Genomic DNA, 23,522 nt, shown 5'->3' on the forward strand with positions numbered 1-23,522 from the left:
CCGCCGCTTCGGCTCACATAAGGGCGGATTTTTTCACCGTTTTTGTCGCAAACCAAGTTTACGGCATAAGCGTCGCCGATGCGCCAACGATATTCAGCCTCGGCGAAGTCACTCCCGTGCCATCGGTACGAGGCGGTTTCATCGGCCTGACAAACTTGCGCGGGCGCATTGTGGTCACGGTGAACCTGCGCGAGTGGTTGGGTCTTCAGCCGAAAGCAGGGCGAACTGAAAAATACGCGATTGCGCTGGAAGTTCGCAACGAATGCATCGCTCTGCTCGTGGATAAAATCGGCGACGTGCTGACATTGCCGGAAATGGGCCGAGCCGAAGTGCCGCCGCATTTCAAGAGCCGCAAAATACATTTCGCGCGGGAGATGTATTTTGCGGAGATCGGGCTCATTCCCATTCTGGACAAGACGCTGCTGTTCAATCAGCTGATGGCACAGGTGAGCGAACCGCGCCAGGCGATATAGTCGTAGCTACCCCCCCCGTATCCCACGGCCGCATCTTCGGCCTCTGGCTTCTGCGATCCTCGGTGGCTCTTAAGCAATTGATGGTCTCAAACGGGAGCGACGCTTTCGATGCCGCCCCCCTATAGGCGCTCTTTGGAGGCTGCGTGACAGGCTTAAGCCTGAGCCTCACAGGCGTTGGAGTTTGTTCCGCCCCTTTCGGGCCCAAGCCCCCAAAACTCTGCTTTGCGGATGCCGCTCGCGATCACAAGCCGTGGAAGTTGCGTAAACTTCGCAAAGCTGCCATTTTACGCTACCCTCACAAACATGCTTCGCGGTCAAAAAGCTGCCTCAGCCGTTTATAAGGCTGTCGAAAGCTTTAGCTGCCTGCCCCCAATTGCCGCTAAGGATTGACGACATATCCTCCGCCGCCCTGAATTGAGAACCGAAAGCGCTTCACATGATGACTATTGATGGAGTGCCTCCCTTGTTCGCGGAGGCGCTTGCCAAACAAGGGTATACGACGCTGACCGACGTGCAGCGCGCCGTGCTCGAAGAAGGTGTCGGCGAATCCGACCTTCTCGTTTCCGCGCAGACTGGCTCCGGGAAGACCGTCGCTTTCGGTCTCGCCATGGCGTCGACCTTGCTGCGCGGGGAAGATCGCTTCCCGGCCAGCTCCGAGCCGCTCGCCGTCCTCGTTGCACCCACGCGCGAGCTGGCGTTGCAAGTGCGCCTCGAACTCGAATGGCTGTACGCACCCGCAGGCGCGAGAATAGCGTCATGCGTCGGCGGCATGGACATGCGGCAGGAACGCCGGTCGCTCGCGGGCGGCGCGCATATCGTCGTCGGCACGCCGGGACGCCTTCGCGATCACATCACGCGCGGCTCGCTCGACATGGCGTCCGTGCGCGCCATGGTTCTCGATGAAGCCGACGAAATGCTCGATCTGGGCTTCCGGGAAGACCTGGAGTTCATTCTCAAGGCGGCCCCGCCGGAGCGGCGCACACTTATGTTTTCGGCGACGGTGGCGAAACCGATTGAAACCCTCGCCCGGCGCTTTCAGAAAAACGCGATCAGGATTTCCGCCAATACCGGCGCGACGCAACACGCCAACATCGATTATCGCGCGGTGGCCGTTGCATCGGGCGAACGGGAAAATGCCGTCATCAATGTCTTGCGCTTCTTCGAGGCGAGCAGCGCGTTCGTCTTCTGCACCACGCGCGAGGGCGTGAAGCATCTTGCGAGCCGCCTCGGCAATCGCGGGTTCGGCGTCGTGGCGCTCTCGGGCGAACTGAGCCAGACCGAGCGCACGCGCGGGCTTCAGGCGATGCGCGACGGCCGGGCGCAGGTGTGTGTCGCGACAGACGTGGCCTCACGCGGCATCGATCTGCCAAGCCTCGACCTTGTCATTCACGCCGATTTGCCGAAGGACGGCGAGGCGCTTCTGCATCGTAGCGGGCGAACCGGGCGCGCTGGCCGAAGCGGCGTCAGCGTTCTCATCACGCCGCACAGCAAGCGCCGGACCGTCGACAAGCTGCTGCAGGCCGCGAAGGTGAAGGTGTCGTGGATGCCGGTTCCGAGCGCCGAGACGATCATCCAGCGCGACCGCGAACGACTCATGAACGACCCTTCGCTGGAAGGCCCCCTCACCGACGAAGAAGCTGATTTCGCGCGCGATCTGCTCGCCACAAAAAGCCCCGAGCAAATCGCGGCGGCGTTCTTCCGCCAGAATCAGACGCGTCGCCCGACACCGGAAGAGTTCGTGGACAGCGGACGCGACGCCAGCGAAGTCGAGGCCCCGCGCGGCGATTTCGAGGGCGGCGTCTGGTTTCGGGTTTCGGTTGGACGGAAGCAGCGCGCCGAGCCGCGCTGGATATTGCCCCTCATCTGCAAGGCCGGCGATGTCACAAGCCGGGAGATCGGCGCTATCCAGATTCTTGAGGGCGAAAGCATGTTCGAGGTAAGCGCGCGCGCCGCGCCCGACTTCACCCGCGCCCTTGCCCAAACGGGACGGCGCGACGACACGATCACGATTGTGCCGATGAACGGGCGACCCGAGCCGCGCGCAAGCTACGCGGATTCACCTCGGTCGGGCGCAATGAAAAGAAGCCGCAAGATGCCGGGCGCACGCGGCAGGAAACCGCCGCAGACTGCGGCGGACGCGCGCAAGGCCTAAATCGGCTGGGCAAAAGACGGGGAACCGCTCAGGCGATCCCCGTCACGCCGCCGAAGCCGTCGCGCTTCAGACGGACAACCGCAAGATCGAGCGCCGACAGAAAATTGGCTCGGTCGCGCGGTTGAAATGGTTTCGGCCCGCCGGTGACTTGCCCCGCAGATCGAAGATCGGCCATGAGATCGCGTGTGGCGAGCGCCATCCCGATCGAGGCATCCGTCAGCGCGCGGCCGGTCGGCGAGATGACATCCGCACCTGCCCTCACGCAGCGATGCGCGAGCGGCACATCTGCGGTAATGACTATGGCGCCCCGGGATACGCGCTCTGCGATCCAATCGTCGGCCGCATCGGCATTGCTGCCGACGAGCACGCGCTCAATCAGAGGCGATTTCGGAATCTGGATCGCGCTGTTGCTCACCACATAGACCTTGAGCGCGCACCGCTCGGCCACGCGGTAAACCTCCGCCTTCACCGGGCATGCGTCGGCGTCGACATATATTGTGATCGGCCTGGCAGGCTCGGTCAAATGCTGCTCCCTGTCTCTTTCGCGCCAACGTGCGGCGGGCGCGAATACCGCCGCAGCCTTGCCTATGACTCAGTAACAATCGTTCTGCACGTCGCCAACAGCGGATTCGAGGTTGTCCTGAGCAGACCTGAGCCGCTTGAACTCCGTCGAACAATTGTCGGCACCCTCGCTTTCCGCAAGGCATTGCCTGTAGGCGCCCATCTTCTCGGCGACGTCTTCGACCGCCTGATTGTAGAGGTCCGATGCGATATCGCATTCGGGCCGGGCGGCGGAGGCGGTTGAAGTCAGGGCAAGCGAAGCAAGCAAGGCAATCGTTTTGACACGGAAATTCATCGGCTCTCTCCAGACAATAATAAAAACGCAAAGTGGGCACCGTCAAAGAAATCGCTTCGTTCTTGATATTGTCAAGCTCGGCGCTTTTATGCATCAGAGCGAAAAAAGGAGAACCGGCCATGGCGGAAAACGGTCGAGGCGCGGAATGGAACGGGCGCAAGGGCGAAATCTGGGTGGTCAACCACGAGCGCATCGACCGCATGCTTGCGCCGCTTGGCCGCGCCGCGCTTGATAAGGCCGCGCCGAAGCCGGGCGAAACCGTGCTCGATGTGGGCTGCGGCGCGGGGACGACGACATTCCAACTCGCGGAGAAGGTCGGCGCAAGCGGCGGCGTGCTCGGTGTGGACATCTCCGAACCGATGCTGAGGCTTGCGCGCAAGCGTGCCGCGACGGCCGCGCCCGGCCTGGCGGTCCGCTTTGAACTGGCCGACGCCGCAACACATGCCCTGCCACGCGCGCAGTTCGATCTTCTTTTCTCGCGCTTCGGCGTGATGTTCTTTGCCGACCCGGTCGCCGCATTCGCCAACCTGCATAACGCGATGAAGGCGGGCGGGCGGCTGTGCTTTGTGTGCTGGCGTCCGGCGGCCGAAAATGAGCTGGTGAGCCTGCCCGCCCGCGCGGTGAAGGGGCTCATACCGCCCGCGCCGCCCGCCGAGCCGAATGCGCCGGGTCCATTCTCCTTCGGCGATCCAGCGCGCGTGACGTCCATTCTGTCGGCCGCCGGATTTTCGCACATCGCGCTCGAACCGTTCGGCTGCCGGATGCTCTACGGCGTCGGCGAAACGCGCGACGGGGCCATCGAGGACGCCGTGGAGCAGGCCTTCGAAACCGGGCCATTCTCGCGCGTGCTGGCCGAATTGCAGGGCGACGTGCGCGAGCAGGCGCGGGAGGCCGTGCGCGCGGCGTTCGCGGAGCGCGCCGAGGACGGCGGCGTGTTCATCGAAGGCAACGCATGGATCGTCACCGCGCTAGTGGAGCGAATTTGACATTTGATCAAATTCAGAAGCTCCACGAGAATCATAGAGTTGCTAGTGGTGCTTGTGATTCCGGCATTTGCTCGCGAGCGTGCTGCAAAGGTAAGCAAATGCCGGAAATCGGACCACTGGCGTAATCCCCGACCATAGGCTCGTAGAGCGCACCACCTTCCGGGTATAGACTGCCCCTCGCCACGGCTGCGCGCCAAGACGCGCCGGGTAAGGGGAGGAATCGATGGCCGTAGCGCTGGAAAAGGGGGACACGCGCGACCGCGTCGCCGCGAGCAGAGGCGATGCACAGGGTGAGGTGCCGGCGAACTCGGCGCGGCATGCTGGCGACGTAATCGCGGCATCGCTGAAGGCGCAGGGCGCGACGGCGATCTTCACGCTGTGCGGCGGGCATATCTCGCCGATCCTCATTAGCGCGAAGGATGCGGGCATTCGCATCGTCGACACGCGCCACGAAGCCACGGCCGCTTTCGCTGCCGACGCCATGGCTCGGCTGTCGGGCGTGCCCGGCGTCGCCGCCGTGACCGCAGGCCCCGGCCTTACCAACATCGTCACACCGCTCAAGAACGCGCAGCTTGCACAATCGCCGCTGATCCTGTTCGGCGGCGCGGCACCGACCATGCTGCAAGGGCGCGGCGCGCTGCAGGACATCGACCAGCGCCCCGTCGTCGCGCCTCATGTAAAGACCGTGAAGCAGGTCCGCCGCGTGCGCGACATCGGCCCGGCGTTGGAGGACGCGTTCGCCGTGGCACGCGAGGGTGTGCAGGGACCGGCGTTCATCGAATGCCCCATCGACCTGCTGTATCCCGAAGCGCTCGTGCGCCAGTGGTACGCGGAGGCGGGCGGCAGGGGGCAGTCTCTCGGCGCGCGGGCGCTGCGGTTTTATCTCAACCGGCATTTGGAAAAAATGTTCGGCGGCGCGAAAACGACCGCTACTCCACGCCCGCGAAAGATCCGCATTCCCACCCCGGCGTCGTCGAGCGTGAATGCAGCGGCGGCAGCGCTCTCGAAAGCGGAACGGCCGCTCGCCATCATCGGCAGTCAGGCACTCGCGACGGGCACGGACGCGGCGGCGCTGGCCGAAGCGATCACACGGCTCGGCATCCCGGTCTACCTGTCGGGCATGGCGCGCGGGCTCTTGGGCCGCGATCATCCGCTCCAGTTGCGACATCAGCGGCGCAACGCGCTGAAGGAATCCGACTGCGTGATCCTCGCGGGCGTGCCGTGCGATTTCCGGCTCGACTATGGCAAGCAGATCCGCAACACGGCCACGCTGATCGCGGCCAACCGCAGCCGCAAGGATGCGCGCCTCAATCGCCGCGCCACTATCGAAGCAATCGGAGACGCGGCGCTGTTCCTGCGCGCGCTCGCCGAGAGGGGCCGCATTCACCGCGACGACTGGCTCGCGTCGCTTCGTGCTCGCGATGCAGCCCGCGAAGCCGATATCGACGCGCAAGCGGCAAGCGAAGGCCCGCATGTGAACCCCGTCGCCTTCTTTCGCGCGCTCGACCGGGAAGCGGGCGACAACGCGATTTTCGTGGCGGATGGTGGCGATTTTGTCGCGACGGCATCGTACATCGTGCGCCCTCGTGGGCCGTTGACATGGCTCGATCCCGGCGCATTCGGCACGCTCGGCGTCGGTGCGGGCTTCGCGCTCGGAGCGGCGCTGGCGCGGCCGGACGCGGAAATCTGGGTGCTGTTCGGCGACGGTGCTTGCGGCTACAGCCTCGCGGAATTCGACACCTTCGTGCGGCATGGCATTCCGGTGATCGCGGTCGTCGGCAACGATGCAGGCTGGACGCAGATCGCGCGCGAGCAGGAGAAGGTGCTGGGCGACGACGTTGGCACCGTGCTGGCGCGCACGGCCTATCACGAGGTTGCGGCGGGCTTCGGCGCGGAGGGTATTCTGGTGAAGACGAATGCGGAGGTGCCCGAAGCGCTTCGGCGTGCGCGTGCTGCTGCGAAAGCCGGAAAGCCGGTGCTGGTCAATGTGTGGCTCGACCGGACCAGCTTCCGCGAAGGGTCGATCTCGATGTGAGGAGGCGGCGCAAGAGCGCATGCCCCCCGATGAGAATTCCGGAAGCGGATCAAATGCAAAAAGGCGGCCGAGGTGGCCGCCTTTTGGTTCTTTTCGCGGATGAGGCGGCGCTTCCGCCTCCCGCATCTTCGTTAGGGGCTGTATCAAAGATACTTGCCCGTGATCTCAAAGATACTTGCCCGTGATCTCGGCGACTTCAAAGCAGCGCGCCTGAGGCTTGTTCTCGACGTAGACGCCGAACTTGCCGTTGAGAACCGTGGAGTGGCTGAGCGTACGGAAGTCCGACTTGCCCGCGGCCGCGCAGGGCTTCTCGGCGACGTTGATCTTCACGGATTCGATGGCGACGCCGTTGCAGGCGACTGGCTCGGCGAGAACGGCGAAAGCGCCGCCGCTCTTGAGGGCGATATTGCACTTCTCGGCAGGAATGACCTGAATGCCGGAAGCAACCCTGTAGGCCACTGCCTGGACGGCCTTGGGCGCTTCGGCGGCTGCCGTCTTGACGACGGAAGCTTGCGGAATGACGGCGGCGGAAACGCGGCCGTGCTGGGACTTAACAAGCACTACTAACGCCACAAAACACGCCAACAGGACGACGATCGTCCGGGTGTTAATCTGAGTCATAGCAATTCCCCGTGTGTTGCGTTTGGCTGATGCGGCGCGGCGACGATACCGGTGAGCTTCAGAATAGGACCCCTCCTAACAACAACTGAACTGGTTACTATTTCGTTAATTCCGCAATTTAGCCAAAACGAAATGCACGAAAGCTCAGAACGTGTGAGAAAGGTGCAATAGTATGTCGGTCTATACACACGCGTGCATGTTTATACACACACAAGGGGCGATTAACGGGGTGATTCGTCAAAAACAGATGTTAGCGCAATCATTTCCGAACAACCTTGCGTGGAGCTGACATAAAAAACGAGATCAACGCCTGCTTCGCGTCGCCAACGCTGCGACAACGCACCCGCCAGGCGCGCAAGAAAAGGCAGTCTGTGACAAAGGGGTAACGGCGCAGACGGAGCGATGCGACGAAACGCGCCTCTCCGCGCGCGGCGTTTTTCACCGCTCGCGGTGCGTCGGATCGGGATGGCGGCGAGCGATTTTGGAAGTCTTTGCCAAGTAGATCGGGGAAAACGAAAGGGCGGAACGCGGCGCTCCGCTCGCGCTGTGCGTCAGCCGCGATCACGCATGAGGCGGCCCTTCTGGCGTTCCCAGTCGCGGTTCTTTTCCGTCTCGCGCTTGTCGTGGAGCTTCTTGCCTCGCGCGAGAGCGAGTTCGAGCTTCGCGCGGCCGCGATCGTTGAAGTAGATCCGCAGCGGCACGAGCGTCATGCCTTCGCGGTGGATCGCGCCCATGAGCTTGTTCACCTCTCGCTTGTGGAGCAAGAGCTTGCGCGGGCGGCGCGTCTCGTGGTTCAGGCGGTTCGCCTGAAGATATTCGGGAATATAGGCGTTGATCAGAAAGATTTCGCTGCCCTGCGCCGTCGCGTAGGACTCGGCGATATTGGCCTTGCCCTGACGCAAAGACTTCACCTCGGAACCGCCGAGCGCGATACCCACCTCGAAGGTGTCGTCAATGAAGTACGAGAAGCGGGCCTTCCTGTTCTCGGCTACGACTTTGCGAACGGATGTCGCGGCGGGCGCTGCCATTGCTTACGCGGCCTCGCTATGCAGCAGGCCGACCTTATCGAGCGCGGCGTCTACGCGCGCCTTCGAGGCTTCGGACAGCGGGGTTAATGGGAGGCGCGTATCCGGCTTGCAAAGGCCAAGCCGCGACGCCGCATACTTCACCGGCACCGGGTTCGTTTCGACGAACAGCGCATCATGCAGCGGCATCAGAAGGTCGTGCAGTTCCAGCGCCTTCGCGTAATCGCCCGCGATGCAGGCGTTCTGGAAATCGGAGCAGAGCTTCGGCGCAATGTTCGACGTGACGGAAATGCAGCCATGGCCGCCATGCGCATTGAAGGCAAGCGCTGTGCCGTCCTCGCCCGAGAGCTGAACGAAGTCCGGCCCAAGCACCGCGCGCTGCTGGCTTGCGCGCACGGGCGACGCGGTCGCGTCCTTCACGCCAACGATGTTCTTCAGTTCGAACAGCCGCGCCATAGTCGCGACCGACATGTCGATCACGCTGCGCCCCGGAATGTTGTAGATGATGATCGGGATCTCGATCGCGTCGTTGACCGCCTTGAAGTGCTGGTAAAGCCCTTCCTGCGTCGGCTTGTTGTAGTATGGCGTGACGATGAGCACGGCGTCGGCGCCCGCCTTCTGCGCATGCCGCGACAGCATGACGGCTTCCGCCGTGCTGTTGGAGCCCGCGCCCGCGATTACCGGCACGCGGCCTTTCGCGGCAGCGATACACGTCTCAACGACGCGCTCATGCTCTTCGTGGCTCAGTGTGGGGGATTCGCCCGTCGTGCCGACCGGAACAAGGCCGTGTGTGCCTGACTGGATCTGAAATTCGACAAGGCGCGCGAAGGCATCGTAATCGACGCCATCGCCTTCAAACGGCGTAATAAGCGCGGTAAAAGAGCCCTTGAACATCTCGTCCCATCCTCACCTGAATGCTGTCATTTTTACGGAAAAGCCTAACGACCCGTTAACCGGGGTATCATTTCCCCGAATTAGTTCCTTGAGCCGTCGCCGAGCTTGTCATTGTATTGCCGGATTAAACGACCATCAATCATGACAGCGTATGCAGGTAGCCTTGTGAAATCCTTGACGAGGCAAAACCATAGGTTTGATGGGACCCGCTGCCAACGAAAATCCGTCACTCAATAGGGAAATGTCAACGCTGGACTCCAAACCCAACGCCCCCGCCGATCGCTTTCGCTTCCTGAAGGCGATCATCATCGGCTCGGCGCTTGGCTTTTTTGCGGTGAGCTTCGTACCTTACCTTCTGCCCTCGCAAAAAGAGCCTTCCGTTTCCGCGTCAACTGCGTCAAAACCTCAATCGGCGGGGGAGACAAAGCCCTCGAAATTCGCCGCAACCACGCCCGCGCCGACGCCTGCGATGGACCGTGGCCTGAGCCTCAAGCCGACGCCCGTCGCGGTGCAAACGTCGCCATCAGTGCGTTCCGACGGTACGCCGGCATCGCCGCCAGCCATGGAGCCACGGAAAGGCGAGACCTCCCTCGTACCCGCCGTCGATCTCAGATTTCCGAAGCCGTTCCCGAAAGAGGACATGACTGCGTCGCTCGACCCGGTGCTGTCATACCGGCTCAGCGATAGCGACACAGCCGCGATCAAGGACGTGCTTGCCGCCGCAGCGAAGGGCAACGACTCCGCCGCGCGCGACGCGATCGAGAGGATTTCCGACCCGTCCGCACGGAGCTTCGCCGAATGGCGGCGCGTGCGCGCGGCCTCCGACTTCGACGACACGATGGCGTTCCGCGCCGCGAACCCACTGTTCCCGGAACCGCCCGTCGATCCGACCATCGAAAAGAACCTGTTCCTCGCGAACGCTCCCGCCGCCACAGTTCTGAAGTTCTTCATGAACCGCAAACCGGTCTCCGGCGCGGGCACCTCTGCCCTCGGTGGCGCGCTGATCGACACCGGCGAGCGCGAGCGCGGCGTGACCCTCGTGCGCTACGCCTGGAGCCGCTACCCATTCGATCCCGCCGCGCAGGACCGCTTCGAGCAGCGCTTCGGATCGCTTCTCACCGATGAGGACCGGCGCGTGCGCACGGCAATGCTCGATGCCCGCGCCCAAGCCAAGGACGACCCCAAGGTGACGGCGAGCGATGCCAAGGGCATCAAGGGCGCCGCGCGAGCGCGCGCGAAGCGCTCCGGCGGCAAGGCGATACACGGACGCGGCGGCCGGAAGGGGAAGTCGACCGGCCGCACGAAGAAAAAACGTCAGAGCGAAGCCGCGCCCGCAACGTCGACGCAGCATGCAGCGCTGCTCGGCGGGACCGCCCGTCTCGCCGCGTCATCGCGTCTGCATCTCGCGGCGATGAAAACGGAAGAAGCGAAGGTCGCTGACAAGAAGGCTGATGGAGCCGAGCCAAAAGCGGACGACAAGGCCGAGACCAAGCCCGAGGCAAAAACAGACGCGAACGCCAAGCCGGAAGCGGCGCCAACCGATCCGAAGACGGGCGATAAAGCCGCCGCCGCGAAGGATGACAAGCCTGCCAAGCCTACGCTTCAGGACAAGGCGAAAGAGGACGCCGTCGATATTCGCAAGGAGCTTTCGCGCGGTCCGCTCTCGCTGCTGGCGCGGCTGAAATCGCTGCGCAAGGCGAAGGAGGACGACCGTCTGTGGTCCATCCTGCGCTCGGTCGATCCCGAAAAAGCCGACTTCGCCGACCCGGACAAATGGTGGGATTTCCGCCGCACAGAGGTTCGCCGCGCGCTGAATGACGACCGCGTGGGGACGGCCTATGCCATCGCGTCGACGCATGGGCAGCTCGGCGCCGAAGACCTGTCGGAAGCGCAGTTCCTGTCCGGCTGGATCGCGCTGCGCTTCCTGAAGGACACGAAGCTCGCGGAGAAGCATTTCGAGGCAGCCTATGCGGTCAAGGGCTTCTCTCGGGACGAGGCACGCGCCGCATTCTGGCTCGCCCGGACGCGGCTCGAACTCGACAAGCGCAAGGACGCCGAGCGCCTGTTCAAGGAGGCCGCCGACCGGGCGCATACCTATTACGGTTCGCTTGCGCGTCAAGCGCTGGAGCGGCAGCCTGCCTGCGAGTTCCGCGCGCCTCTCAAGCCGTCGAAGGAAGCTATCGCCGCTTTCGTGAAGGAAGACGCGTTCAAGGCACTCGTCATCGCGAAGCAGCTCGACATGACGTCGGTGCTCGTCCTGTCATCGCTCGACCTTGCCCGCCAGCTTACCGACCCGGAACAGATCGTTCTGATGCTGGAGCTTTTGGAGCGCATCGCGCCGCCACATCTGGCGATCCGCGCCGCGAAGATCGCGCTTCTGCGCGGTTATCCGGTCGAGGCCTACGCCTTCCCGACCCTGCTTCCTAAGTTCGACACGCTTGGCGACAACGACAAGCTTGAGGTTTCGCTGCTAAACGCCCTGACGCGTCAGGAAAGCGAGTTCAACACCGGCTCCGTCAGCAGTGTCGGCGCGCGCGGCCTGATGCAGCTTATGCCGCAAACGGCGAAGCTCGTGGCGTCGTCGAACAGCATGAAATACGACCTCGGGCGGCTTGTTTCGGACCCATCCTATAACGTGACGCTCGGCTCCGCCTTCCTCGCCAAGCTCTACGACGGCTACGATGGCTCCTATGTGCTGACGCTCGCCGCCTACAACGCCGGTCCGGGCCGCGTGAGGCAATGGATCAAGGATTTCGGCGATCCGCGCGCGCGCAACGCCGATCCGGTCGATTGGGTTGAGCGCATCCCGTTCACCGAAACGCGAAATTATGTGCAGCGCATTCTGGAAAGCGTGCAGCTTTATCGTTGCCGTCTTGAAAGTGGAAAGGCAAAATTCCAGCTTGTGGAAGATCTGCATCGCGGACGGCCAGGGCGTATTCCGCATATCGCGGACCTGAGCGGCAGCACCAGCGAAGACGATGAACCAGCGGTGAGGGACGACGCACAATGACGACATACGGATCGACTGGCGCAGCGGTTCCCCAAACGGAAGACATCTTCTACCGCAGCCATGACGATCTCGTTTTGTATGTCCGCAAATACGGCAGCGACGATGCGCCTGCGCGGCCGCTCCTTTGCCTCGCCGGGCTGACCCGCAACGGCCGCGACTTTCACGACCTCGCCGTAGCGCTGTCCACGCATCCGACGCACCCGCGCGCCGTCTATTGCCTCGATTATCGCGGGCGCGGGCGGTCCGAGTGGGACAAGGACTGGCGGAATTACTCGGCGCTCATCGAGCTTCAGGACATCGAGGCGTTTCTCACGCTGCGCGGCTTGTCCGACGTCGCTGTGCTCGGCACCTCGCGGGGCGGCATCATCACCATGTTGCTCGCCATCACGCGTCCCGCAGCGATCGGGTGCGCCATTTTGAACGACATCGGCCCAGTGATCGAAACGGCGGGCCTCGCGCGTATCATGGGCTACACCGGGAAGATCCCCGTGCCCGCAGATTGGGACGAGGCTCTGCGCGTCGTCCGCGACATCAACAAGCGCCAGTTCACTGCGCTCGACAGTGCGGGATGGCGGTCATGGACGCGCCAGCTTTTCAACGAGGACGCGGAAGGACGACCCGCGCCGTCCTACGATCCGAATATTGGCAAGGCGCTGTCGGAGATCGACATTTCGAAGCCCGTCCCGACGATGTGGGAGCATTTCGAGTCCTTGCGATCCGTCCCGGTGATGGTCATTCGCGGCGAGCATTCCGACCTGCTGTCGGCGGCGACGGTGCAGGAAATGCAAGCCCGACACCCGCGCCTGACGCCTGTGCTCATCCCGAACGAAGGTCACGCGCCGCTCTTGAAAGACCGTTTCAGCGAGCGGCTTATCGCGGATTTCCTGATCGACGCCGATTCTACGTGGCACGCGGTGCCGCGCCCGCCACTTCCCGAGCCGCAAGAGATATTTTCGGTTTAGGGGAGATCGCCTTTAGCCGAAACAAGATGCCGCTCGGACTTTCATGAGCATGATCTTATCGCCAGACCCGCACCACAAGCGACGCAAAGCCGATTGCGCTAACGAGCCGAAACCTCACGGATTGTAGGAGGCGCGCGCCTGATGGGCCACGAAGCTCATATCCTCGGCACGCGCAGCGGGCGCACGCGCCACAGGTTCCAGAATGTTGGTTTCGAGTGTGAAGCCTTCGGGCAGCCTTTTGCTGTAAACTTTCAGCAGGTCGACCATGGCCGGGGATGAATAAATCCCGTCGATCTTAACAACGGTTTCGCTGATAGCCACACTGCCGGAATAGAGCAACGACAGCATTTCAAGTGAAACCTTCGTGGCCTCGATCCAGCCTTTCGGCTCGCCTTTCGCCACTTCCATGCTGCTGTTGATCGTCAGGTTTTGAAACAGAACTTGTGCGTGGCCGAAGATGACCTTGTCCTGCTCAGACGGTACATGGCCGCTGAGATGGACAGCGCCCTGCTGCAATTGCGCCAGCCAGACGAACGGGCGAACGTCGTGCGGCTTGAGCGCGACCTGCAAATTCAATCCCTTGGGCGCTTCCTCTCGGACTTTCTTCTGGATGACGGCGAAATCATCATCCGCGTTCGTCACGCCCTCGATAGTAATCGCGGCATTCTTCAAGGATGCGGAGCCGGTGTTCAGTTTCCCCATCTGACGAAGGGCGAATGTCATGGCCGCCAGCCAGACGTCGCGGTTCGGGACGCCGGGATTGATGCGCGTTCTATCGACAACGGAGGCACCCGGCGCGATGGCGGCTGCGACGCCTTGCAGCACCTTGAGATCGCCATCTGACGGCACGTTGCCGCGGAGCGTGATCGTGCCCGCTTCTTTCGTAACGCGGCTGTAATAAGCTGGATCCACGTTATGCTGTTGCTCGGCCGAGCCGCTCGCCATCTGAACCGCTGGCGCTTCGCTGTTGACGAGGACGCGCATGACGTGATCGAAGGCCGCCAGATACCATGGCTGCGACGGCACCGCGTGTGCGGGGCTGATCAGCGCGCCGAGACAAAGCACGGCAGACGCTAATACGGGCAGGCTTACGTTCCCTAACCTCATCGGAGGGGCGCTCCACCGAGTTAACTGTTTTATGTCCTGCATAGTCAGAGGCCGAAGTCTCCACCAGGATTGATCAAACGCTATCGTAAGGTCCCCGCCCCCGACAGGTGCCGCCAAACACCCGATGCAAACCAGCATCATCTCGTCGGTAAATGCGACTTTAACGGAAGGATTCAGATATTCCAAGGGATTGAGGGCGCTTTTTCGCCGCTTTTTTTGCTTGCACCGTGTCAGAATCAAAAAGCCCGGCCATAAGCCGGGCTTTTTTCGTCCTTTAGGCTGTCATCTATTCGACAACCTGCACCTCAAGCGGCACACCCGGGGCGACTGATTCGCCCCCCGGAACGGTGGGCAACGCCTTCGCACCCCCCTTGTTCCGCTCCTGAAGAATGAGGTCGTCGCGGTGGCTTGCCACGCGGCGAAGCTGGCTGATCATGCCGCCCGTACCTGCCGGAATGAGGCGGCCCACGATGACGTTCTCCTTCAGCCCGTCGAGCGTATCGACCTTGCCGTTGAGCGCCGCTTCCGTTAGGACGCGCGTCGTCTCCTGGAACGAGGCCGCCGAGATGAACGACCGCGTTTGCAAGCTGGCCTTCGTGATGCCGAGAAGCACCGGCACCGCCGTCGCCGGACGCCCGCCCGCTTGCTCGACCATAACGTTCATCTCGTCGAACTCGATCTTGTCGACCTGCTCGTTCTTGAGGAACTCGGTGTCGCCCGCGTCGGTCACTTCGACCTTCTGGAGCATCTGACGCACGATGACTTCGATATGCTTGTCGTTGATCGTCACGCCTTGCAGACGATAGACCTCCTGAATTTCGTTGACGAGGAACGACGCAAGTTCTTCCACGCCCTTGATCGCCAGGATGTCGTGCGGGGCCGGGTTACCGTCGAGGATAAACTCGCCCTTTTCGATGCGGTCGCCCTCCTGCACAGCGAGGTGCTTGCCCTTCGGCAGCAAATATTCGACCGGATCGAGCCCTTCCTCATCCGGCTGGATAAGGACGCGGCGCTTGTTCTTGTAGTCGCGGCCGAAATGCACCGTGCCGGAGATCTCCGCGATGATCGCGTGATCCTTCGGACGACGTGCCTCGAACAGCTCCGCCACGCGCGGCAGACCGCCCGTGATGTCGCGTGTCTTGGCGCTTTCGAGCGAGATACGTGACAGCACGTCGCCCGCCTTCACCTTCTGCCCCGGCTCCACGGAAAGGATCGCTTCCACCGAAAGCAGGTAGCGAGCCTCACCGCCGCGCGCCAGCTTGAGAACCTTGCCGCCGACCTTGTCCTTGATCACGATGGCCGGGCGCAATGCCGAGCCGCGCGGGTTAGCGCGCCAGTCGACGATGACGCGGTTTGTGATACCCGTCGTTTCGTCGGACTGTTCGTTGACCGAGATGCCATCCAGCAGGTCTTCGAACTCGACCACGCCATCGGTTTCCGTGAGGATCGAACGCGAATAGGGATCCCACTCCGCCAGACGCTGGCCGCGCTTCACGACGTCGCCATCGTCCACCTTCAGGTGAGAGCCCTGCGCAATCTTGTGAACCGCGCGCTCTCGACCGTCAGCGTCCTTGATGATGACCGCCATGTTGCGGCCCAAGGCCACCAGACGCCCCTGGCTGTCCCGAGCCGCGTTGCGGCTGCGGATTTCCACGTTGCCCGCGAAGTTGCTCTCGATGAACGAGTTATCCGCAACCTGCGCCGTACCGCCGATGTGGAACGTGCGCATCGTGAGCTGCGTGCCCGGCTCGCCGATGGACTGCGCCGCGATGACGCCGACCGCTTCGCCGATGTTGACCGACGTACCGCGAGCAAGGTCGCGGCCGTAGCATTTGCCGCAGATGCCGTTCTTGAGTTCGCAGGTGAGAGCTGAGCGGATGCGCACCTCCTGCACCTGCGCCTCATCGAGAAGCCGCGCCTCCAGCTCGGTAATGATCTCGCCGGCCGGAGCGATGATAGCACCCGTTGAGGGATGCACCACGTCGTCGGCGGGCACGCGGCCGAGGATACGGTCGCCGAGCGACACGAGCACTTCGCCCGCGTCGATCACCGCCCCCAGCTTGATGCCCTTGTCGGTGCCGCAATCGTGTTCTGTCACGATGCAGTCCTGCGCCACGTCGACGAGACGGCGGGTGAGGTAACCCGAGTTCGCCGTCTTGAGCGCCGTGTCCGCGAGACCCTTTCGCGCGCCGTGAGTCGAGTTGAAGTATTCGAGAACCGACAGCCCCTCCTTGAAGTTGGAGATGATCGGCGTCTCGATGATTTCGCCCGATGGCTTCGCCATGAGGCCGCGCATACCGGCAAGCTGACGCATCTGCTTTTCGGAACCACGCGCGCCCGAGTGGGCCATCATGTAAACCGAATTGATCTGCTTCTCGCGGCCGGTTTCCTTGTCGTACTGAACGGCCGAGATGCGGTCCATCATCTCCTTCGCGATGCGGTCCGTACACTTCGCCCAGGCGTCGACGACCTTGTTGTACTTCTCCATCTGCGTGATGAGGCCGTCGTTGTACTGCTGCTCGTAGTCGAGCACGAGAGCTTCGGTGTCGCCGATGATCTTCTTCTTCGTTTCCGGAACGAGCATGTCGTCCTTGCCGAAGGAGATGCCCGCTTTATAGGCATGATGGAAGCCGAGCGCCATAATCCGGTCGCAGAAGATGACCGTCTCTTTCTGACCGCAGGAGCGGTAGACGGCGTCGATCACCTTGCCGATGTTCTTCTTCGTCAGCAGTCTGTTGACGAGGTCGAAGCTGATGCCCGGCTTTTGCGGCAGCATCTCCGCAAGCATGAGGCGGCCCGGCGTCGTGTCGTAGACCCTCGATTGCGGCTTGCCGTTTTCGTCCACGCCGATGTGGCGGCCCTTGATCTTCGCGTGCAGGGTCACAGCGCCCGCGGCGATTGCGTGCTGAACTTCGGCAACGCTGCCGAAGAGGCTGCCTTCGCCCGGCTCCTTCTCCTTCAGGATCGAGAGATAGTAGAGCCCGAGCACGATGTCTTGCGAGGGCACGATGATCGGTTGACCGTTTGCCGGGTGCAGAATGTTGTTGGTCGACATCATGAGCACGCGCGCTTCCAGCTGCGCTTCGAGCGACAGCGGGACGTGCACGGCCATCTGGTCGCCGTCGAAGTCGGCATTGAACGCCGCGCAGACGAGCGGGTGAAGCTGGATCGCCTTGCCCTCGACCAGCACAGGCTCGAACGCCTGAATGCCGAGTCGGTGGAGCGTCGGCGCGCGGTTTAGCAGCACCGGATGCTCGCGAATGACTTCGTCAAGGATGTCCCAGACCTCGGGGCGCTCCTTCTCGACGAGCTTCTTCGCCTGCTTCACGGTTGCCGAGTAACCTTGCGCGTCGAGCCGCGAATAGATGAACGGCTTGAACAATTCGAGCGCCATCTTTTTCGGCAGGCCGCACTGGTGGAGCTTGAGTTCCGGTCCCACCACGATCACGGAGCGGCCGGAATAGTCGACGCGCTTGCCGAGAAGGTTCTGACGGAAGCGGCCCTGCTTGCCCTTCAGCATGTCGGCGAGCGACTTCAGCGGACGCTTGTTGGCGCCCGTAATGACGCGGCCGCGACGACCGTTGTCAAACAGCGCATCCACCGCTTCCTGAAGCATGCGCTTCTCGTTGCGGATGATGATGTCCGGCGCGCGCAGCTCGATCAGCCGCTTGAGACGGTTGTTACGGTTGATGACGCGCCGATAAAGGTCGTTCAGATCGGATGTCGCGAAGCGGCCGCCATCGAGCGGCACGAGCGGGCGCAGCTCCGGCGGGATCACCGGGATGACCTTCATGATCATCCATTCCGGCCGGTTGCCGGACATGATGAACGCTTCGATCACCTTCAGCCGCTTGGCGAGCTTCTTCGGCTTGAGTTCGGTCGTGGCTTCGGCGATTTCCTGGCGGATCTGCTCGCGCATCTGCTCAAGGTTCAGCGCCATGAGCATGTCGCGAACGGCTTCGGCGCCGATGCCCGCCTGGAACGCGTCCTCGCCGTACTCTTCCTGCGCCTTGTTGAAGTCTTCCTCGGTCAGAAGCTGACCCGCCTTGAGCGGCGTCAGCCCCGGCTCGATGACGACGTAGTTCTCGAAATAGAGCACGCGTTCGAGATCCTTCAGGCCCATGTCGAGCAGAAGGCCGATGCGCGACGGCAGCGACTTCAGGAACCAGATATGCGCGACCGGCGAGGCCAGTTCGATATGGCCCATGCGGTCGCGACGCACCTTGGTGAGCGTCACTTCCACGCCGCATTTTTCGCAGATAACGCCCTTGTACTTCATGCGCTTGTACTTGCCGCAAAGACATTCGTAGTCTTTGATCGGGCCGAAGATGCGCGCGCAGAACAGGCCGTCGCGTTCGGGCTTGAACGTGCGGTAATTAATGGTTTCGGGCTTCTTGATTTCGCCGTAAGACCACGAGAGTATTTTTTCCGGACTTGCGATCGAGATGCGAATCTGGTCGAATACCTGAGTTGGCACCTGCGGGCTGAAGAGATTCGTGATCTCTTGATTCATTCGTCGCTCCTATGAGCCGCTTCCGCGGCTTCTCCGACCGATGTCCGCCCCGTTTGGCGGACTGCGAAGCTGCGCCTCGCCAATTTCCTTGAAACGCCGATGCGGGCACCAGCCGAAGCCGGTACCCGCACTTGTTTCTATTCTGCGGCCTGCTGCGTCTTTGGCCGCTTCGGCAACTGGAACTGCGGAGGCCGTGACGACGGCTCCGGTGCCGGTTCGTTCGCGCCCCGGGTCTGCTTCAGTTCCACGTTCATGCCGAGCGCGCGCATTTCCTTCACGAGCACGTTGAAGCTTTCTGGAACGCCCGCTTCGAACGTGTCGTCGCCGCGCACGATGGCTTCGTAGACCTTCGTGCGGCCCGCCACGTCGTCCGACTTCACGGTCAGCATTTCCTGAAGCGTGTATGCCGCGCCGTAAGCTTCGAGCGCCCACACTTCCATTTCACCGAAGCGCTGGCCGCCGAACTGAGCCTTACCGCCGAGTGGCTGCTGCGTGACAAGGCTGTAAGGCCCGATCGAGCGTGCATGGATCTTGTCGTCGACAAGGTGATGCAGCTTCAAAAGGTACTTGTAGCCCACCGTCACCTTGCGGTCGAACGGCTCACCCGAGCGTCCGTCATACAGCGTGACCTGCCCCGACGTGTCGAGACCCGCCGCCTTGAGCATCGCATTGATGTCGGCTTCGCGCGCACCGTCGAACACCGGAGTCGCCACCGGGACGCCCTTGCCGAGATTCTCGGCGAGTTCGACCAGTTGGTCGTCGGTGAAATTCGGAACCGATGGGTCGCCCTTGTAGGAGATCTCCACGGCCTGACGCAGCTCGTCGATGCGGTGCTGCTCGCGATAGACCGCAAGCCCCTTGTTGATCATGTTGCCAAGACCGCGCGACGCCCAACCAAGGTGGGTTTCGAGGATCTGGCCCACGTTCATGCGGCTTGGCACGCCGAGCGGGTTCAGCACGATGTCGACATGCGTGCCGTCTTCGAGGAACGGCATGTCCTCGATCGGCACGATGCGGCTGACCACACCCTTGTTGCCGTGGCGGCCGGCCATCTTGTCGCCGGGCTGGATCTTGCGCTTCACCGCGACGAAGACCTTGACCATCTTCATCACGCCGGGCGGAAGCTCGTCGCCGCGCTTCAGCTTGTCGATCTTGTCCACAAAGCGCTGTTCGAGCCGCTTCTTGGCCTCGTCGTATTGACGGCGGATGGCCTCGATGCCGGACATCGCCTGCTCGTCCTTGAGCGCGATATCCCACCACTGGCTCCGCGGAACTTCGGACAGAAGCTCCTCGTTCGCCTCGGTGCCCTTGCGCAGACCCTTCGGACCGCGCGCGACTTCCTTGCCGATGAGGATATCGCGAAGACGGCCGTAGACGTTGCGGTCGAGGATGTGCAGTTCGTCGTCGCGGTCCTTCGCGAGACGCTCGATTTCCTCGCGCTCGATGGCCATCGCGCGCTCGTCTTTTTCAACGCCGTGGCGATTGAACACACGCACTTCCACCACCGTACCGGCGACGCCGGGCGGCAGGCGGAGCGAGGTGTCGCGCACGTCGGACGCCTTCTCACCGAAGATGGCACGCAGAAGCTTTTCTTCCGGCGTCATCGGGCTTTCGCCCTTCGGCGTAATCTTGCCGACGAGAATATCGCCCGGCTGCACTTCCGCGCCAATGTAAACGATGCCCGCTTCGTCGAGGTTCTTCAGCGCTTCTTCCGAGACGTTCGGAATGTCGCGCGTGATTTCCTCCGGTCCAAGCTTCGTATCGCGCGCGGAGACTTCAAATTCCTCGATATGGATCGAGGTGAAGACGTCCGTCGAAACGATGCGCTCAGACAGCAGGATCGAGTCTTCGAAGTTGTAGCCCTGCCACGGCATGAAGGCGAGGAGCACGTTCTTGCCGAGCGCCAGATCGCCGAGTTCGGTCGAGGGACCGTCCGCGATGATGTCGCCCTGCTCGACGCGGTCGCCGACACGCACCAGCGGACGCTGGTTGATGCAGGTGTTCTGGTTCGAGCGCTGGAACTTGCGCAGGTTGTAGATGTCCACGCCCGACTTCGAAGGGTCGGTCTCGTCGGTGGCACGGATCACGATACGGGTGGCGTCCACCTGATCGATGATGCCGGAGCGCTTAGCCCCGATCGCGGCGCCAGAGTCTCGCGCCACGACGCTTTCCATGCCGGTGCCGACGAGCGGCGCCTCGGCGCGGATGAGCGGCACGGCCTGACGCTGCATGTTCGAGCCCATGAGCGCGCGGTTCGCGTCGTCGTTCTCAAGAAACGGAATCAGCGCGGCGGCCACGGACACGACCTGCTTCGGCGACACGTCGATGAAGTCCGCCTTCTCCTTCGCCACGAGCGACACGTCGCCCTGGTGACGGCAGATGATGAGGTCTTCGGCGAAGCTGTTGTCGTCGTTGAGCTTCACATTCGCCTGGGCGATGTGACAGCGCGCCTCTTCCATCGCGGAAAGGTAGATGACTTCGTCCGTCACCTTGCCGTCCACGACCTTGCGATACGGGCTTTCGATGAAGCCGTACTTGTTGACTCGCGCGAACGTCGCCAGCGAGTTGATAAGGCCGATATTCGGGCCTTCCGGTGTTTCGATCGGACAGATGCGGCCGTAATGCGTCGGATGCACGTCGCGGACTTCGAAGCCTGCGCGTTCACGCGTGAGACCGCCGGGTCCAAGCGCCGAGAGACGCCGCTTGTGCGTGATCTCGGAGAGCGGGTTCGTCTGGTCCATGAACTGCGAAAGCTGCGACGAGCCGAAGAACTCGCGCACTGCGGCGCTCGCAGGCTTCGCGTTGATGAGATCCTGCGGCATCACCGTGTCGATATCGACCGATGACATACGCTCGCGGATAGCACGCTCCATGCGGAGCAGGCCGAGGCGGTACTGATTTTCCATCAGCTCGCCGACGGAGCGGACGCGCCGATTGCCGAGGTTGTCGATGTCGTCAACCTCGCCGCGACCGTCGCGCAGATCGACCAGCGTGCGGATAACGGAGATGATGTCGTCCTTCGTAAGGATGCGCATCTCGTCCGACTGCTTGATGTCGAGACGGATGTTCATCTTCACGCGGCCGACCGAGGACAGGTCGTAGCGCTCCTCGTCGAAGAACAGGCTCTTGAACAGCGCGCGCGCCGCGTCTTCTGTGGGCGGCTCGCCCGGACGCATGACGCGGTAGATGTCGAACAGCGCGTCCTGCTGGTTCTGGTTCTTGTCGAGATGGAGCGTATTGCGGATGAACGAGCCGGTGTTCACATGGTCGATGTCGAGCACAGGCAGCTCTTCGACGCCAACATCGCGGAGCTTGTCGAGCACCTTGGTGTCGAGTTCGTCGCCCGCCTCGGCGTAGATCTCGCCCGTCGTCATGTTGACGATGTCTTCGGCGAGATAGCGGCCGAACAGGGCCTCGTCCGGCACCGCGATGAACTTCACGCGCTCGGCGAGTTGGCGCACGAGACGCGCATTCAACTTCTTGCCCGCCTCAATGACAACTTCGCCGGTATCGGCGTCGTAAATATCCTGCGTCGCCTTGAGGCCGCGCATGCGGTCTGGCACGAAAGCAGTGCGCCAGCCCTGCTTCGTCGCCTCGAAGGAAATGCGATTGTAGAAGGTTTCGAGGATTTCCTCGTTGTTCATGCCCAGCGCGTAAAGCAGCGTCGTCGCCGGAAGCTTGCGCTTGCGGTCGATACGCGCATAGACGATGTCCTTCGCGTCGAACTCGAAATCAAGCCACGAGCCACGATAGGGGATGATGCGCGCCGCAAACAAAAGCTTGCCCGAGGAGTGGCTCTTGCCGCCATCGTGGTGGAAGAACACGCCCGGCGAACGGTGCATCTGCGAAACGATCACGCGCTCCGTGCCGTTGATCACGAAGGTGCCGTTCGACGTCATGAACGGGATGTCGCCCATATAGACGTCCTGCTCCTTGATGTCGCGGACGGACCGGGAGCCGGTCTCCTCGTTGACGTCGAAGGTGATCAGGCGTAACTTTACCTTTAGCGGCGCGGCGAAGGTCATGCTTCGCTGCTGGCATTCATCTACGTCATATTTCGGCGGCTCGAAGTCATAGCGGACAAATTCGAGTTGCGCTTTGTCCGAAAAATCCTTTATGGGGAAGATCGAGGCAAAGACCGCCTGCAAACCGGTGTTCGCGCGCCCGCCAACCGGGTCTTGCACCATGAGAAATTGATCGTAGGACTGCTTCTGCACCTCGATCAAATTCGGCATTTCGGCGGCGTCGGCGATATTCCCGAAGCGCTTGCGAATACGTTTACGGCCGATAAACGTCTGCGCCATTTGATCTCCTCATTTTCACCGGGCGGCGGCTTGTCCTGCACGCCTTAGCGATTCGGGCGTCGCGATAGAGCCTATTTCTTGGGAAGCCTCCTGATATGGCATCCCATTAACGATTTTCAAGCCCTGTCGGGCACCCCTATCCCGCCTTTTTTTAGGCCGAACCAAGGCACCCGAGGGCCGATGCAGTCCAGAAACGAGGGCCGGGCGAACCCGGCCGCCCGCATTCTTACTTGATATCGACCTTCGCGCCTGCCGCTTCGATCTTCTTCTTGATCTCTTCGGCTTCGGTCTTGGACACGGCTTCCTTGATCGCCTTCGGCGCGCCCTCAACGAGATCCTTCGCTTCCTTCAGGCCGAGACCCGTGATAGCGCGGACTTCCTTGATGACGTTGATCTTCTGAGCGCCGGCATCGGTGAGAATGACGTCGAATTCTGTCTTCTCTTCTTCTTCTGCCGCCGCTGCCGCTCCGGGGATCGGGCCGGCGAACACCGGCGCGGCCGCAGCCGCAGACACGCCCCACTTGTCTTCGAGGAGCTTCACCAGCTCGGAGATTTCGAGAACCGTCAGACCCGACAGTTCCTGA

The 23,522-nt window shown here is 62.3% G+C and carries 15 protein-coding genes; 6 read left to right on the top strand and 9 right to left on the bottom strand.

Going from position 1 to position 23,522, the window contains the following annotated elements:
- Both T281_RS09095 and T281_RS09100 read left to right on the top strand, forming a co-directional pair.
- Window positions 1-473 (top strand): chemotaxis protein CheW (locus tag T281_RS09095; protein ID WP_037237554.1); only part of this gene is annotated, 473 nt, incomplete at its 5' end.
- Between the two features lie 436 nt (window positions 474-909).
- The gene (locus T281_RS09100) at window positions 910-2,625 is read left to right on the top strand and encodes a DEAD/DEAH box helicase (protein WP_420834875.1); all 1,716 of its coding nucleotides are present in this window, start codon (window positions 910-912) and stop codon (window positions 2,623-2,625) included.
- Window positions 2,626-2,653: 28 nt separating this feature from the next.
- Here T281_RS09100 and T281_RS09105 read toward each other — a convergent pair whose 3' ends face one another.
- Window positions 2,654-3,148: a YaiI/YqxD family protein gene (locus tag T281_RS09105; protein WP_037237557.1), complete on the bottom strand. Its 495-nt coding sequence runs from the start codon at window positions 3,146-3,148 to the stop codon at window positions 2,654-2,656.
- 69 nt (window positions 3,149-3,217) lie between these two features.
- Entirely contained in the window at window positions 3,218-3,481 is a 264-nt protein-coding gene (locus T281_RS09110) for a hypothetical protein (protein ID WP_037237560.1), read from the bottom strand.
- A gap of 119 nt (window positions 3,482-3,600) precedes the next feature.
- Between T281_RS09110 and T281_RS09115 the strand changes: the two genes are divergently transcribed.
- Both T281_RS09115 and T281_RS09120 read left to right on the top strand, forming a co-directional pair.
- Window positions 3,601-4,467: a class I SAM-dependent methyltransferase gene (locus T281_RS09115; protein ID WP_037237563.1), complete on the top strand. Its 867-nt coding sequence runs from the start codon at window positions 3,601-3,603 to the stop codon at window positions 4,465-4,467.
- A gap of 223 nt (window positions 4,468-4,690) precedes the next feature.
- Entirely contained in the window at window positions 4,691-6,502 is a 1,812-nt protein-coding gene (locus tag T281_RS09120; protein WP_081796698.1) for a thiamine pyrophosphate-binding protein, read from the top strand.
- 165 nt (window positions 6,503-6,667) lie between these two features.
- Here the strand turns inward: T281_RS09120 and T281_RS09125 are convergent, their stop codons facing one another.
- The 3 genes from T281_RS09125 to dapA all read right to left on the bottom strand — a co-directional run bounded on the left by T281_RS09125 (window position 6,668) and on the right by dapA (window position 9,042).
- Window positions 6,668-7,063, bottom strand: a complete 396-nt coding sequence (locus tag T281_RS09125; protein WP_037237566.1) for a hypothetical protein — start codon at window positions 7,061-7,063, stop codon at window positions 6,668-6,670.
- 611 nt (window positions 7,064-7,674) lie between these two features.
- Entirely contained in the window at window positions 7,675-8,151 is a 477-nt protein-coding gene (gene smpB / locus T281_RS09130) for an SsrA-binding protein SmpB (protein ID WP_013420234.1), read from the bottom strand.
- A gap of 3 nt (window positions 8,152-8,154) precedes the next feature.
- Complete coding sequence (dapA, locus tag T281_RS09135) at window positions 8,155-9,042, bottom strand: 4-hydroxy-tetrahydrodipicolinate synthase (RefSeq protein WP_037237569.1); 888 nt, start codon at window positions 9,040-9,042, stop codon at window positions 8,155-8,157.
- A 241-nt stretch (window positions 9,043-9,283) separates the two neighbouring features.
- Here dapA and T281_RS17680 point away from each other — a divergent pair, with 241 nt between their 5' ends.
- Window positions 9,284-12,052: a lytic transglycosylase domain-containing protein gene (locus T281_RS17680; RefSeq protein ID WP_052037300.1), complete on the top strand. Its 2,769-nt coding sequence runs from the start codon at window positions 9,284-9,286 to the stop codon at window positions 12,050-12,052.
- A complete protein-coding gene (locus T281_RS09145; protein ID WP_052037301.1) occupies window positions 12,049-13,014 on the top strand; it encodes an alpha/beta fold hydrolase in 966 nt (321 codons plus the stop codon). Before T281_RS17680 ends, T281_RS09145 begins: the two co-directional genes overlap by 4 nt.
- Before the next feature lie 114 nt (window positions 13,015-13,128).
- On the opposite strand, the gene T281_RS09150 is transcribed toward T281_RS09145, so the two are convergent.
- The 4 genes from T281_RS09150 to rplL all read right to left on the bottom strand — a co-directional run.
- Complete coding sequence (locus T281_RS09150; protein ID WP_155955179.1) at window positions 13,129-14,307, bottom strand: hypothetical protein; 1,179 nt, start codon at window positions 14,305-14,307, stop codon at window positions 13,129-13,131.
- A 100-nt stretch (window positions 14,308-14,407) separates the two neighbouring features.
- Window positions 14,408-18,634 carry a DNA-directed RNA polymerase subunit beta' gene (gene rpoC / locus T281_RS09155; protein ID WP_037237574.1) on the bottom strand — a complete coding sequence of 1,409 codons (4,227 nt, stop codon included), beginning with the start codon at window positions 18,632-18,634 and terminating at the stop codon, window positions 14,408-14,410.
- A 137-nt stretch (window positions 18,635-18,771) separates the two neighbouring features.
- Window positions 18,772-22,938, bottom strand: a complete 4,167-nt coding sequence (gene rpoB, locus T281_RS09160) for a DNA-directed RNA polymerase subunit beta (protein ID WP_037237576.1) — start codon at window positions 22,936-22,938, stop codon at window positions 18,772-18,774.
- Between the two features lie 226 nt (window positions 22,939-23,164).
- A partial coding sequence (gene rplL, locus T281_RS09165; RefSeq protein WP_081796700.1) for a 50S ribosomal protein L7/L12 occupies window positions 23,165-23,522 on the bottom strand: 358 nt, incomplete at its 5' end.

It is taken from the genome of Rhodomicrobium udaipurense JA643 (assembly GCF_000636015.1).
GTDB classification, from domain to species: Bacteria; Pseudomonadota; Alphaproteobacteria; order Rhizobiales; family Rhodomicrobiaceae; genus Rhodomicrobium; species Rhodomicrobium udaipurense.

Coding starts and splice junctions, on each gene's coding strand:
- T281_RS09100 (WP_420834875.1), top strand. CDS start 910: ATGATGACTATTGATGGAGTGCCTCCCTTGTTCGCGGAGGCGCTTGCC.
- T281_RS09110 (WP_037237560.1), bottom strand. CDS start 3,481: ATGAATTTCCGTGTCAAAACGATTGCCTTGCTTGCTTCGCTTGCCCTG.
- T281_RS09115 (WP_037237563.1), top strand. CDS start 3,601: ATGGCGGAAAACGGTCGAGGCGCGGAATGGAACGGGCGCAAGGGCGAA.
- T281_RS09120 (WP_081796698.1), top strand. CDS start 4,691: ATGGCCGTAGCGCTGGAAAAGGGGGACACGCGCGACCGCGTCGCCGCG.
- smpB (WP_013420234.1), bottom strand. CDS start 8,151: ATGGCAGCGCCCGCCGCGACATCCGTTCGCAAAGTCGTAGCCGAGAAC.
- dapA (WP_037237569.1), bottom strand. CDS start 9,042: ATGTTCAAGGGCTCTTTTACCGCGCTTATTACGCCGTTTGAAGGCGAT.
- T281_RS17680 (WP_052037300.1), top strand. CDS start 9,284: ATGTCAACGCTGGACTCCAAACCCAACGCCCCCGCCGATCGCTTTCGC.
- T281_RS09145 (WP_052037301.1), top strand. CDS start 12,049: ATGACGACATACGGATCGACTGGCGCAGCGGTTCCCCAAACGGAAGAC.
- rpoC (WP_037237574.1), bottom strand. CDS start 18,634: ATGAATCAAGAGATCACGAATCTCTTCAGCCCGCAGGTGCCAACTCAG.
- rpoB (WP_037237576.1), bottom strand. CDS start 22,938: ATGGCGCAGACGTTTATCGGCCGTAAACGTATTCGCAAGCGCTTCGGG.